We start from the raw sequence: 12,833 nt of genomic DNA on the forward strand, positions 1-12,833 counted from the left end.
GTTGGCATTGTGGTAGCCGCTCAGGACGACGCTGGCGCGACCGCCGCGATGGCCTGCCAGTGCCTGACGCAATTGCGGGATGAAGTCCGGGCCGATGCCATTGATCTTGACGCGCAGCAGACGGGCAAAGCGGCGGCATGCGTCGCCCAGGGTGTATGCGCTGCGAGCGCGCACCTGAAAGCCGCCGCCGGAGAAGTCGTCGATGCGCAAGCCGCCTTCCACCACGAGCATTTCATCGCGGGTGAGCAAGGGTGCGACCTGCTGGTACAGCTCGCCGAAGAAGCTCACTTCGATGCTGCCGGTGCCGTCTTCCAGCCGCACGAACGCGTCGCTGTCGCCGCGTTTTCGCACGGCGGTGACCATGCCGGCGACCGTCCATGGCGTATCGGGGCCACGACGAAAACGATTGTTGTCGTCACCATCGTTCTTGCGCGGTTTGGGCGGCTGATAGCGATCGACGATTTCGCCCAGCGGGCAGGTCGCAAGCTGCGCCAGTTCCTCGCGCCACGGGTCGGTGGGGTGGCCGGAGAGGTAGTGCCCGAGCGTGTCGCGCTCGCCCTGCAGTTTCTGTTCGAGCGGCCATTCGGGTGCGGTGGGGAGATCCACGTGCACTACGGGTGCCGAGGCTCCCATCGCCGCGCCGAACATGTCGTTCTGGCCGGACTGGCGATCGCGCAGATGTTGCTCGGCCGCCTTGATCGCATCCGGCAGCTGCAGCATCAGGCTGGCGCGCGTAGGAGCCAGCGCGTCGAGTGCGCCTGAAAGAATCAGCGCTTCGAGTACGCGCCGATTAAGCTTGGAAGGATCGACACGTCGGCAGAAGTCCGCCAGATCCTTGTATGGGCCGCCGTGGGCGCGTTCGTCGGCAATCGCTTCGCACGCACCTTGGCCGACGCCTTTGATCGCACCCAAGCCATAGCGAATCACTTTAGGCTCGACCGCGACGAACATAAAGTTCGACGCATCCACATCGGGTGGAAGAACCTTCAGCCCGATCGCGCGCGATTCATCGAGGAATGTGACCACCTTGTCGGTGTTGTCCATATCCGAGGAAATCGTCGCCGCCATGAATTCGGCGGGGTAGTGCGCTTTGAGCCACGCGGTTTGATACGACACCAACGCGTAGGCGGCAGCATGCGATTTGTTGAAGCCGTAACCGGCGAACTTCTCCATCAAGTCGAAGATGGAATCGGCTTTGTCGCCGGTGAGGCCGTCTTTGGCGGCGCCTTCGCGGAACTTGGCGCGCTCCTTCGCCATTTCCTCAAGCTTTTTCTTGCCCATCGCGCGGCGCAGCAGGTCGGCGCCGCCGAGCGAATAACCGCCGACGATCTGCGCCATCTGCATCACCTGCTCCTGATAGACCATGATGCCGTAGGTCTCTTTCAGGATCGGCTCAACGCGCGGATCGGGATATTCCACTTCCTCGCGGCCGTGTTTACGCGCGACGAAGCTGGGAATCAGGTCCATCGGGCCCGGACGATACAGCGCGACGAGCGCGATGATGTCTTCGAAACGGTCGGGTTTCGCGTCCTTCAACATGCGCTGCATGCCGGAGGATTCGAGCTGGAATACCGCAACCGTTTGCGCTTTCTTCAGCAGTTCGTACGGCGCAGGATCGTCGAGGGGCAGCGTCGAGATATCCACCGGCGCTTCGCCCGTTTGAGCGCGCCGCACGTTGATCGCTTTCACCGCCCAATCGATGATGGTGAGCGTGCGCAAGCCGAGAAAGTCGAACTTGACGAGGCCGACCGCTTCGACGTCGTCCTTGTCGTACTGCGTCACCACGCCTGAGCCGCCTGGTTCGCAGTACAACGGTGCGAATTCGGTCAGCGGCTTGGGACCGATCACCACGCCGCCAGCGTGCTTGCCGGCGTTACGCGTGAGATTTTCGAGCTTGAGCGCGAGATCGATCAGCGATTTCGCTTCTTCGTCCTGCGCGTAAAGCTCGCAAAATTCCTTGACGACGCGGTCAGATTCTTTCTGCGATTTTTCGGAACGGCCCAGTGCATCGGACAGGGTCAGATCGAGCGGACGCGGTGGAATCAGCTTGGCGATGCGGTCGACCGCGTTGTAGCCCATGCCCAACACACGACCGGAATCGCGCAGCACAGCCTTCGCCGCCATCGAACCGTAGGTGATGATCTGACTGACGTGATCGCGGCCGTATTTGCGCGCGACGTAGTCGATCACCTCGTCGCGGCGATCCATGCAGAAGTCGATGTCGAAGTCCGGCATCGATACGCGTTCGGGATTGAGGAAACGCTCGAACAGCAGGTTGAACTGCAGCGGATCCAGATCGGTAATCTTCAGCACCCACGCGACGAGCGAGCCTGCACCCGAGCCGCGCCCCGGTCCTACGGGAATGCCGTTTTGCTTACCCCAGTTGATGAAGTCCGCCACGATCAAGAAGTAGCCGGGGAAGCCCATCTCGATGATGACGTCCAGCTCGCGCTCCAGGCGCGCTTCGTAATCGGCGAGCGTGTAACCGTCTGCGAGTGGTGCGACGGTGAGGCGCTCCTTCAGGCCTTCGCGCGCAATTTCGCGAATGTAACTGGCAAGGTCGTGGCCTTCCGGCACCGGGAAGTCGGGCAGGTAATACGTGCCGAAGGTGAGTTCGAGATTGCAGCGCTTGGCAAGCTCGAGGGTGTTTTCCAGCGCTTCGGGGATGTCCGAGAACAACTCGGCCATTTCCGTCGGCGATTTCACATACTGCTGTTCGCTGTAATCGCGCGGGCGTTTGGGATCGGCCAGCACGCGCCCTTGATGGATGCACACGCGCGCTTCGTGCGCTTCAAAGTCGCTTTGCTTGAGGAAGCGCACATCGTTGCTGGCGATAACGGGCAGATTCGCTTCGGCGCCCAATGCCAGCGCCGCGTTGTTCCACGTTTCTTCACCTTCGCGGCCGCAACGCGTCAACTCCAGATAGAGGCGCTCAGGAAAGAGCGCGCCCAGCATGTATACGCGCGAACGTGCGTGATCGGTGCCCTGATGTATCGCGATACGTCCTATCTCGCTTTCACGGCCGATGAGTGCGATCAGGCCTTTCGTTGTTTCGACGTTGAGCCATGCCGCATCGATCAGAGCGCGCCCACCTAACTGTCCGTCTCGCCACGCACGCGACACCAAGCGCGAGAGGTTCAGATAACCCTCGTGGTTCTGGCAAATCACAGTGAGACGCCACGGGCGCGGGTCATCCGGTGCGCTGATCCACAGGTCGCAGCCGCCAATCGGTTTGATACCGGCTGCCGTGCACGCCTTGTAGAACTTCACCAACGCGAACATGTTGCATTCGTCGGTCAGCGCGACGGCGGGAATACCTTCGCGCACGCACGCTTCGACCAGCGCCTTGATGCGGATGGTCGAGTCGACCAGCGAATACTCGCTGTGCAGGTGCAGATGAGCGAAACGGAGGGCCATGGCTCGCACGCGAATCAATGGCCCAGCCTAACGGTGCGGTTCGAGCCGGGCAAGAATTGACAATCGGCTACGCAGCGCTGCGGTTTATGGCGCGTGCGTATTGGCAGGCACTGGCGCCGCCAACAGCGTATTGAGCTCATTGGCGATGGTGTCGAGCATCGACTCGTCATAGCCCACGTGCACGTAGGCGATGCGCCCATCCCGGCCGATCATCACCATGTGAGGTATGCCTGTGACCCCATAGGCCGAGGAAATGGTCGACTTGGTGTCGTACGTCAGCACCAGGTTGGATTTCCGTAGGGTGCGATAAATTTTACGAAAGTTGTCGTGATCCTCTTTGTAGCTGATGGCGACAACCTGAAGGTTGTCCGCGCCAGCGAGCTTTTGGATATTGGCCAGAATGGGCAGTTCCTTGAGGCAATAGCCGCACCAGGAGGCCCAGAAGGTCACGACGACCACCTTGCCATGCATATCCTCGACGCGGACGTCATGGTCATTGGCGTCGCGTCCGAGCGCGCTGGGCGGCAGATCGCCGCTCCCGGGTGGGGTGGCCGCCACAGCGACGTGAGTGAAAAGCACAAGCAGCGCGAAAAAACACGCCGGACGCAGTTGCATGGCCGCTCCCCTGGGTTTTCCACCAAGGTTAGCGTGATTGAGTGGTCAGGAACCAGCGCGGGCTTGGAACAGGAAGACGATCAAGAGAGCCGCATCAACGCACGCGGAAGCGATCGTCATCCACCACGGCGTCGATGTAGTGCGAGAAGCTATCGACGCTTAGTGGCTGCAGGTTGTAATCGAGGTGCTTTTGTCGGGCATCCGTGACTTTCGAAGCTGGCTTGGCGGCTTCGGCAGTGAGCGTTTCGGATGACGTTGCAGGGTATTCGGGGTGAGGGCGAATCAAGCGCATGACGAAAATCCTCCTGAAAGCCCGGCTCGCGTGGGACAAGCGTTTGCTCATCGCGCGTTGCGTCGGACCGATGACGGTGGCGTCCATGCAAGATGATGTTGCGACAGTGCATGCGAGCGGTCGCAATGACTTTCCGACTCCATTCCACACCTGCTTGGATGCAGCCGCAATAGGAAAGGTTGCCTATTTTTATAGACGTGGATGGTTATTCAAACCGTCACAAAGCCGCTTAAAAAAGCTCGCCTTGATCCAGCAGCAGACGCACCGGTGCAAAGCTGCGCCGATGCTGCGAGCACGGGCCCAGTCGTTTCAGTGCAGCAAGATGCTCGGGCGTTGAATAGCCCTTGTGGGAGGCGAATCCGTAACCGGGATGTTCCGTGTCCATCGCCACCATCAGTCGATCGCGCGTGACTTTGGCGAGAATGGATGCTGCGCTGATGGCGGGAATCAGCGCATCGCCATCGATGATGGCGCGCCCAGGGCAGGGCAGGTCTTTGGGCAGATGATTGCCGTCAACCCACGCTTCGGCCGCCGACGGTGTAAGACCTGCGACGGCACGACTCATGCCGGTCATCGTCGCTTGGAAGATATTGATGCGATCAATCTCGTCCTTTTCGACGACGACGACGCAATAAGCGAGCGCGCGTTCGACGATCAGTGGAAAGAGTTTCTCGCGACGCGCTTCGCTGAGTTTCTTGGAGTCATCCAGGCCGTCGACGGGGTGAGCCGGATTCAGCACGACGGCAGCGACAACCACCGGACCTGCGAGCGGACCGCGCCCCGCTTCATCGACGCCGGCAATCAACACGTCCTTGGCATTCACGCCCTCGAATGGCTGGGTGCTGACTGGGGCACGAGTGGTTACAGTGCGTTTCATGGAGACGGTGTCGTTCAGTGCTTCGCTGTGGTGGATTTTGCGTCCACCAGCTCAGCGATTGCGGTGGCGGCGTGATCGCCAGCATGTCCGTGCAGATCGCCGCGCAGAATCTCGTGGAGTTGTTCGAACGCAGCCACGATGGCACCGCGTCGTTCGCTATCGCGAAACAGCGACAGTGTGGCATCGGCGAGTTTGCCGGCTGTGCAGTTGTCTTGCATCAATTCGGGAACGAGCATTACCTTGCTCCCCATGCCGCACGCTCGCGCCAGAATGTTCGGCAGCGCATAGACGTCCGTCTTCAGCATCTTGAGCGTGCGCGCGATGCGATAGCTGATGGGTGAGACGCGATAGCCCACGACCATCGGGCGTTTGGCGAGCATGGCTTCCAGCGTTGCCGTTCCCGATGCGAGCAGCACGACGTCGGCAGCGAGCATGGCGTCGTGTGCGTGGCCTTCGAGCAGTATCGGCATCATCTCGTCATGCGGACCGCGCGCCAGCAGCGTTTTCATGGTCGCGAGCATGCGCGTGTTGGCGGCGGGAATCACGATACGCAAACCCGGTACCGCCGATGCGACCCGGCGAGCGGCGTCGAGGAAGATAGCGCCCATGCGCTCCACTTCGGAAGCGCGGCTGCCAGGCAGTACGGCGAGCACTGGCACATCGAGCGGCAATTGCAGCGCGCGGCGTGCCGGAATGCGGTCTGACACAAGCGGAAAACGGTCCGCCAGCGGGTGGCCGACAAATCGTGCATCGATACCGTGCTTGGCGTATATCGGTGGTTCCATCGGGAAGAGGCACAGCACACGGTTTGCGCTGTGACCGATCTTTTCCGCACGGTTCTCTCGCCAGGCCCAGATCGATGGACTGACGTAGTGCACGGTCAGGATGCCTGCTTTCTTCAGACGACGCTCGACGCCGAGGTTGAAGTCGGGTGCGTCAATGCCGATGACCACCATCGGTTTCTCGGTCGTCAGCCGTGCAACAAGTTCCTTACGCAATCTTAGTAAGCGCGGCAGATGGCTCACCACTTCGGCGAAACCGAATAGGGAAAGCTCGCGCATGTCGTGCCAGGATTCGAAACCCTGCTCTTGCATGCGGGTGCCGCCGATACCTGCGAATCGCGCGTCTGGATAGAAGCGGCGTAATGCAGCAATCAGATCGGCGCCGAGTTGATCGCCGGATTCTTCGCCGGCGATGATGGCGATCAAAGGGCTTTGGTTGTCATCGGGCATGAGGGGACTCCCTAATAAGAGCCCTTATTTGATTTGTTGATATGCGGGGCGCATATCAACGTCACCGCGCCAACCCGCGCTCGCTACGATCGAGGAAATCGAGCATGGCGCGTACGTCTTCGCTGTCCTTCGCCTGCATCACCAATTGCTCGCGTGCTTCGGTTAACGACAAACCGGACGTGTAGAGCGTGCGATAAGCGCGCTTGATGGCCGTGATGCGTTCCGGTTCGAAACCGCGACGCTTCAGGCCCGTCGTGTTCAAGCCGCGCGGACGGCCGCCTTGGTCATTCGCCATCATCAGGAACGGCGGCACATCGGCACCGAGCAGGCAGCCCATGGCGATGAAGGCATGCTCACCGATCTTGCAGAACTGATGCGCGCCGGAATACCCGGAGAACACGGTCCAGTCGCCCACTTCCACGTGACCGGCCAGCGCGGAGTAGTTTGAGAAAATGGTGTGGTTGCCGATGGTGCAATCGTGCGCGACGTGCACGTAAGCGAGCAGCCAGTTGTCGTTACCAATGCGCGTGACACCGCCGCCATGGCCGGTACCGCGATTGATGGTGACGAATTCACGGATGAGATTGCGATCGCCGATAACGAGCTCGGTGCGCTCGCGGCTGAATTTCATGTCCTGCGGATCGCCGCCCAGCGACGCGAATTGTGCAATGCGGTTGTCTTTGCCGATTCGCGTGGGTCCTTCGATGACAACGTGCGGACCAATGATGGTGCCCTCACCGATATGCACATCCGCATCAATCACCGTGTAAGCACCAATGCGAACGTTGGCGCCGATAACCGCAGATGGATCAATTTGCGCGGTCGGGTGAATCATTTTTCGGACCTCGCCGCACACATCAGCTCGCAGCTGGCCACTTCCTTGCCATCGACCAGCGTGCGCGCTTCGAAAAGGCCCATGTTGCGCAACAGGCGCTTGAGTCGCACTTCCATGCGCAGCTGATCGCCAGGAATGACCGGCGCATTGAAGCGCGCGTTATCCACTTTGGCGAGATAGAAAAGCGAGCTCGGCGAGCCGCCTTTGGATCGAGCGCTGAGCTGTGTGAGCAAACCTGCCGATTGCGCCATGGCTTCGACGATCAACACACCCGGCATGACGGGGTGACCGGGAAAATGTCCGTTGAAGAACGGTTCGTTGATGGTGACGTTCTTGATCGTGACGACGCTCTTGTCGGGCACGAACTCGATCACGCGATCCACCAGCAGGAACGGGTAGCGATGCGGCAGCAGTTGTTGAATCTGCTCCACGCCCACCGGCAGCGTGATCGGAGCGGTGTTGTCAGTCATCAGTCTTATCCTTTTCCAGCGCCGACACTCGGCGCGCGAGCTCATCCAGGTGCTTGAAACGCGCAGCATTGCGACGCCACTGGCGGTTTTCCTGCAGCGGTACTCCCGAGGAATACTCGCCAGCTTCCCGAATCGAATGGGTTACGAGGCTTTTGGCCGTAATGGTAACGCGGTCGGCCAGTTCCAGATGCCCCAGCACACCGGCGTTGCCGCCGATCATGCAATAGCGGCCAATTTTCGCACTACCGGCTACCGCTGCACAGCCTGCCATGGCCGTGTGGGCGCCGACGTGAACGTTGTGAGCAATCTGGATCTGATTGTCCAGACGCACATCCTCTTCCAGCACCGTGTCGTCCAGGGCGCCACGGTCGATGGTGGTATTGGCGCCGATTTCACAGTCGTCGCCGATGCGAACGCCGCCCAGTTGTGGCAGTTTCACCCAATGATCCCGGTCGAAGGCCAGGCCGAATCCATCCGAGCCAATCACTGCGCCCGGATGCACGAGCACACGCTTGCCGAGCGTCACACGAGTGACCAGCGTCACTCGGGCAACCAGGCGCGATTGCGCGCCAACGGTGCAGTGAGAACCTATGATGCAATGGGGGCCAAGCACCGCTCCGTCTTCGACTACGGCGCCATCCTCGATCACGCAGCACGGGCCTATGCTTGCCGTTGCGCTCACATTTGCGCCAGTTGCAACCACTGCACTTGGGTGAATCCCTTGTGGCGCGGCAGGGAGATGTTCGAAAAGCGCAGCGATGTGGGCGTACATCACGTACGGATCGCGCGCGATGAGCGCAGCGGTGGGACAGCTTGCGACAGCATCGTTATTCAATACGACCACCCCTGCGCGCGTGGTGGTCAGCTGCGCGGTGTACTTGCTGTTGGACAGAAAGCTTAGCTGGCTGGGGCCCGCACCCGACAATGTGCCGACTCCGTCGATGATGCGTTCGCCATCGCCCTTGAACTCAAGGGAAAAACGTTTGGCGAGTTCGGCCACGGTGTAATGGATCGTGCTCATGCAAGTTTCCCCGACATGCGGCGCATTGTAGGGGGTGAGCCCGTTTCGCGCGCATTTTTCTGCGATTCCAAAAGAAAGCGCGGCCAGGCCGCGCTTTCTTTGACGTGTCCTTGCGGACCCGACGGGTACCAGTCCGATTAGAACTGGCTGCCGAAGGTGAACTGAATGCGCTCGGTGTATTCGCTGTCGCCCGGCTGTTTGCGGAACGGGAAACCCAGGCTGATGATCAGCGGGCCAATCGGCGCCTGCCAGTGCAACGAGACACCGGTGGAGGCATCGAGCCGGCTTGCACGGAAATCGCTGATGGTGGGGTAGGCTTGGCCGACGTCGACGAACCAAGCCACGCGTGCGGTGTTGATGTCTTTCAGGAACGGCAGCGGCAGATACAGTTCGGCCGTGCCCAACACCTTGAACGCACCACCGATCGGCTGTGAATAGGAATAGCTACTGCCAGGACAGTAACCGTTCGACTGCTGGGGGATGGGACCGCCAGCAGCCGTTTGGCCCGCGCACGCGCGCGGACCAAGGGTGTTGTCCTGGAAGCCACGCACGTCGGTCACGCCGCCGGCGTAGAAGTTCATCCAGAACGGGAAAGCGATCGTCTGGCCGGCTTTGTACTCGCCGTCTGCTGTGTTGAATTCGTACGTCTGGTTACCGTAGGTGCTGCCGTAGCCAACCTTGCCGTCCAGATAGAGCACGAAGCCCTTGCCGATTGGCCAGTAGTGATTGGCTTCGCCGTTGAACGTCCAGTACTGCACGGTCGAACCCGGCAATGCGACGTTGACCGTGGCCGTCAGCTGGCCACCGTGCGTCGGTGCCCAGTACGAGTTACGCGTGTCGTGCACCCAGCTAAGCGAGCCCGTCCACGAATGGATCGTTTCGTGACCCAGGGCGTTGATGTAGTCGACCAGGATCTGTGGCGTGTAGCCGACGTACGTGTTGAGCTTGGTGCTGCCGATACCAAGACTGCCGCTCAGGCGATCGAAATCGGTGACCGGGATACCCAGCGTAGTCGAGAACGATTTGGTGCTGTTCGAATAGCTCGCGTACTGGCTGCCCAGGTCGGCGTAATCCGCGCGCGAGAACGACGCGTTGTAGCCGAGTCCGATGCCGCTATCGGTCAGATACGGGGTGGAGTAACTGGTGCTGATCTGCGTGAGGTAGTCGCTACGCTCCGCGCTGACGCTGAAGTGATCGCCGGTGCCGAGGAAGTTGTTCTGCGACACCGAGCTCGACAGGATGATGCCCGAATACTGCGAGTAGCCCACGCCGAACGTCAGGCTGCCAGCGGACTGTTCTTCCACCTTCACCGTCAGGTCGACCTCATCGTCGCTGCCCGGCACCACCTGCTTGTCGATGGTGACCGTCTTGAAGTAACCCAGCTGCTGCAGGCGGATCTTGGAACGGTCGATGGCGGCCTGCGAATACCAGGCGCTTTCCAGCTGACGCATTTCACGACGCAGCACATCGTCTTCGGTGCGCGTATTGCCCTGGAAGATCACGCGGCGCACATACACACGCGGACCGGGCTGGATGTACCAGGTGATGTCGGCGGTGTGGTTCGTCTTGTCGAGCTTGGGTACCGAATTGACCTTGGCAAACGCGTAGCCGATGTTGGCCAACGTCGCTTTGATCGCATCGGATGTGGCCTCGATCGCACGACGATTGAACAGGTCGCCATCCTTGACGAAGACGAGCTGGCGCAGCGTCGCTTCCGGCAGGATCAGCTGGCCGAGCAGATGCGTGTCGGAGATGTGGTAGATGTCGCCCTGGACCACATCCGCGTCGATGTACATCGCGCGCTTGTCGGGCGAAATCGTCACCTGGGAGGAGTCCAGGCCGAAGTCGGCGTAGCCGCGGTCCATGTAGTACGACTGCAGTTTCTTCAGGTCGCCCGAAAGCTTCTCCTGCGAATACTGGTCGTTTTTCGAATACCACGACAGCCAGTTGGTGGTGCCGGATTCGAAATCCTTTTCGATGTCGCGGGTGGTGAACGCCGTGTTGCCCACGATGTTCACTTCTTTGATCTTGGCGACCTTGCCTTCGCGAATTTCGATATCGATGGCGACGCGATTGCGATCTAGCTGAGTTACGTGCGGAATCACCGACACGTTGTACTTGCCGCGGTTGTAGTACTGACGAATCAGTTCCTGCTGCACGCGATCAAGCGAAAGGCGGTCAAAGGTTTCGCCTTCCGTCAGGCCGATTTCCTTCAGACCCTTCTTCAGGTCATCGGTCTTGATGTCGCTGTTGCCGCGAATGGTGAGCTTGGCAATAGAGGGGCGCTCGACCACCTTCACCACCAGGATGTCGCCATCGCGCTCCAGCTCCACATCGCTGAAGAACTTGGTGTTGTAGAGGGCACGAATGGCTTGCTGTGCTTCTTCGTTGGTAAGACGATCGCCCTTGTTGATCTGCAGGTAGTTGAATACCGTGCCCGCGGAAATGCGGCTGAGACCTTCGATACGGATGTCTGAAACGACGAATGGCTCGAGTGCAAGCACACTCGTTGAAAGGGAGGCAAGCAGGATCAGGGCGGCGATACGCTTCATCGTCGATTCCGTTGTGTTATTTGGACGAAGTGATCATTCGATCGCTCCGCTGTATTTTTCTTCCCGAACCGGGGCAAGCCCGATCCTTTAAGTTTTGTCCGCTCTCGCGCTTGGCATGGCCGGCTGGACAACACCGGGAAGCCGCACGTTGCGGGTGATTTGCCACGCGACACAGAAGCGGCGGCCAGCATCCAACCGGAGGTTGTCAGCGGCGCGCATCCGTATCACGAGGGCAGGATGATGCGATGGATGTCGTTGTAAAACGCCAACCCCATCAGCGTGAACAGCAAGGCGATACCCACGTACTGGCCCGCGATCATGGTCCGCTCACTGACCGGGCTGCCCTTGACCAGCTCGATAAGGTAATACAGCAAGTGCCCGCCGTCCAAGATTGGAATCGGCAGCAGGTTGACGATCGCCAGGCTGAGGGACACCAAACCGAGGAATTCCAGGAAATGGTCGGCCCCCGCCGACGCAGCGGCATTGGCAACCTGGGCGATGCCGATCACACCTGAAAGATTCCGTGTGGATGCTTCGCCGGTGAGCATCTTGCTGACCATACCGAAGGTTTCGGTCGTCCGCTGCCAGGTCAGGTCGAGCGATTCGGCGAAGGCCTTGATGGGACCGTAATGTTGGATGGCCACTTCCGGCGGTTGCTGGCCGATGCCAATCGCCCAGTACGGCTTGCTGCTGTCGGTGGAATCCAGGCGCGCCGTCAACATGAACTGCATCGGCTTGCCGTTGCGCAGAAAGGCTACCGACATCACCGGCGACTTCACGGCATCGGCGGTGACCTGCTTGCCGATGTCTTCGAAAGTCTTTACGGGTACACCGTTGACACTCACCACCTGGTCGCCAGCCTGCATCCCAGCCATAGCGGCCGGATAGCCCGGTTTCACGATGGCAGCAATTGGTGGCGGAGATGCCGGCTCGATACCCAACTTGTCCATGTACTGACCGACATCTTCACCGGCCGGTAGACGATTGAGTGGCAGGACGATGGAACGCTGGGTGCCATCCGTGCCACGCACGGTGACGGGCAGCGGCGTGCGGCTCAGCAATGCATTGGCAATCGCATCGTTGGCGCCGCTCAAGGTGGCAATGGCTTCGTCGCCGACTGTGAGTACGCGATCACCCGGTTTGATACCGGCTTGTGCAGCAAGACTTTGCGGAACCGCGGTGACGATCGGTGCGTAATCCGTGCGGCCGATGACGAACATCAGCCAGAACGCAGCGACGGTGAAGATGATATTGAAGCCAGGACCGGCAGCGACGATGGCGATACGCTTCCAGATCGATTGATTCGTGAATTCCTGATGGAGCAACGCAGGATCGACTTCCCCTTCGCGCGCATCGAGCATTTTGACGTAACCGCCCAGCGGAATCGCCGCGATCTGATATTCGGTGCCATCACGGCCGATGCGCTTCCAGATCGCATTGCCGAAGCCGATGGAGAAGCGCAAAACCTTCACGCCACAGCGTCGCGCGACCCAGTAGTGTCCGAATTCGTGAAAAGTCACCA

At 60.1% G+C, this 12,833-nt stretch carries 10 protein-coding genes; all 10 read right to left on the reverse strand.

Annotation, left to right across the window (positions count from 1 at the left end):
• Positions 1 to 3,417, reverse strand: a 3,417-nt coding sequence (gene dnaE, locus VK725_RS06955) for a DNA polymerase III subunit alpha (protein ID WP_325317332.1), incomplete at its 3' end; no start/stop codon positions are given.
• Between the two features lie 84 nt (positions 3,418 to 3,501).
• Positions 3,502 to 4,032: a TlpA disulfide reductase family protein gene (locus VK725_RS06960; RefSeq protein ID WP_325317333.1), complete on the reverse strand. Its 531-nt coding sequence runs from the start codon at positions 4,030 to 4,032 to the stop codon at positions 3,502 to 3,504.
• 94 nt (positions 4,033 to 4,126) lie between these two features.
• Positions 4,127 to 4,324: a hypothetical protein gene (locus VK725_RS06965; RefSeq protein ID WP_325317334.1), complete on the reverse strand. Its 198-nt coding sequence runs from the start codon at positions 4,322 to 4,324 to the stop codon at positions 4,127 to 4,129.
• Positions 4,325 to 4,553: 229 nt separating this feature from the next.
• Entirely contained in the window at positions 4,554 to 5,201 is a 648-nt protein-coding gene (gene rnhB, locus VK725_RS06970; RefSeq protein WP_325317335.1) for a ribonuclease HII, read from the reverse strand.
• A gap of 14 nt (positions 5,202 to 5,215) precedes the next feature.
• Positions 5,216 to 6,433 (reverse strand): lipid-A-disaccharide synthase, encoded by a 1,218-nt coding sequence (gene lpxB / locus VK725_RS06975; RefSeq protein WP_325317336.1) that lies wholly within the window; start codon positions 6,431 to 6,433, stop codon positions 5,216 to 5,218.
• A gap of 61 nt (positions 6,434 to 6,494) precedes the next feature.
• The gene (gene lpxA / locus VK725_RS06980; RefSeq protein WP_325317337.1) at positions 6,495 to 7,268 is read right to left on the reverse strand and encodes an acyl-ACP--UDP-N-acetylglucosamine O-acyltransferase; all 774 of its coding nucleotides are present in this window, start codon (positions 7,266 to 7,268) and stop codon (positions 6,495 to 6,497) included.
• The gene (gene fabZ / locus VK725_RS06985) at positions 7,265 to 7,738 is read right to left on the reverse strand and encodes a 3-hydroxyacyl-ACP dehydratase FabZ (RefSeq protein ID WP_325317338.1); all 474 of its coding nucleotides are present in this window, start codon (positions 7,736 to 7,738) and stop codon (positions 7,265 to 7,267) included. The genes lpxA and fabZ overlap by 4 nt, the downstream gene beginning before the upstream one ends.
• The gene (gene lpxD, locus VK725_RS06990) at positions 7,731 to 8,759 is read right to left on the reverse strand and encodes a UDP-3-O-(3-hydroxymyristoyl)glucosamine N-acyltransferase (protein ID WP_325317339.1); all 1,029 of its coding nucleotides are present in this window, start codon (positions 8,757 to 8,759) and stop codon (positions 7,731 to 7,733) included. The genes fabZ and lpxD overlap by 8 nt, the downstream gene beginning before the upstream one ends.
• Before the next feature lie 137 nt (positions 8,760 to 8,896).
• On the reverse strand, positions 8,897 to 11,311 hold the full coding sequence (bamA, locus tag VK725_RS06995) for an outer membrane protein assembly factor BamA (protein ID WP_325317340.1): 2,415 nt from the start codon (positions 11,309 to 11,311) through the stop codon (positions 8,897 to 8,899).
• A gap of 224 nt (positions 11,312 to 11,535) precedes the next feature.
• Positions 11,536 to 12,831, reverse strand: coding sequence for an RIP metalloprotease RseP (gene rseP, locus VK725_RS07000; RefSeq protein WP_325317341.1), 1,296 nt, complete (start codon positions 12,829 to 12,831; stop codon positions 11,536 to 11,538).
• Positions 12,832 to 12,833 lie beyond the last annotated feature (2 nt).

This window comes from Dyella sp., from assembly GCF_035486915.1.
Classification (GTDB): Bacteria; Pseudomonadota; Gammaproteobacteria; order Xanthomonadales; family Rhodanobacteraceae; genus Dyella_B.

Bases quoted from the DNA above. Each gene is read 5' to 3' on its own strand.
- VK725_RS06960 (WP_325317333.1), bottom strand. From the start codon at position 4,032: ATGCAACTGCGTCCGGCGTGTTTTTTCGCGCTGCTTGTGCTTTTCACT.
- VK725_RS06965 (WP_325317334.1), bottom strand. From the start codon at position 4,324: ATGCGCTTGATTCGCCCTCACCCCGAATACCCTGCAACGTCATCCGAA.
- rnhB (WP_325317335.1), bottom strand. From the start codon at position 5,201: ATGAAACGCACTGTAACCACTCGTGCCCCAGTCAGCACCCAGCCATTC.
- lpxB (WP_325317336.1), bottom strand. From the start codon at position 6,433: ATGCCCGATGACAACCAAAGCCCTTTGATCGCCATCATCGCCGGCGAA.
- lpxA (WP_325317337.1), bottom strand. From the start codon at position 7,268: ATGATTCACCCGACCGCGCAAATTGATCCATCTGCGGTTATCGGCGCC.
- fabZ (WP_325317338.1), bottom strand. From the start codon at position 7,738: ATGACTGACAACACCGCTCCGATCACGCTGCCGGTGGGCGTGGAGCAG.
- lpxD (WP_325317339.1), bottom strand. From the start codon at position 8,759: ATGAGCACGATCCATTACACCGTGGCCGAACTCGCCAAACGTTTTTCC.
- bamA (WP_325317340.1), bottom strand. From the start codon at position 11,311: ATGAAGCGTATCGCCGCCCTGATCCTGCTTGCCTCCCTTTCAACGAGT.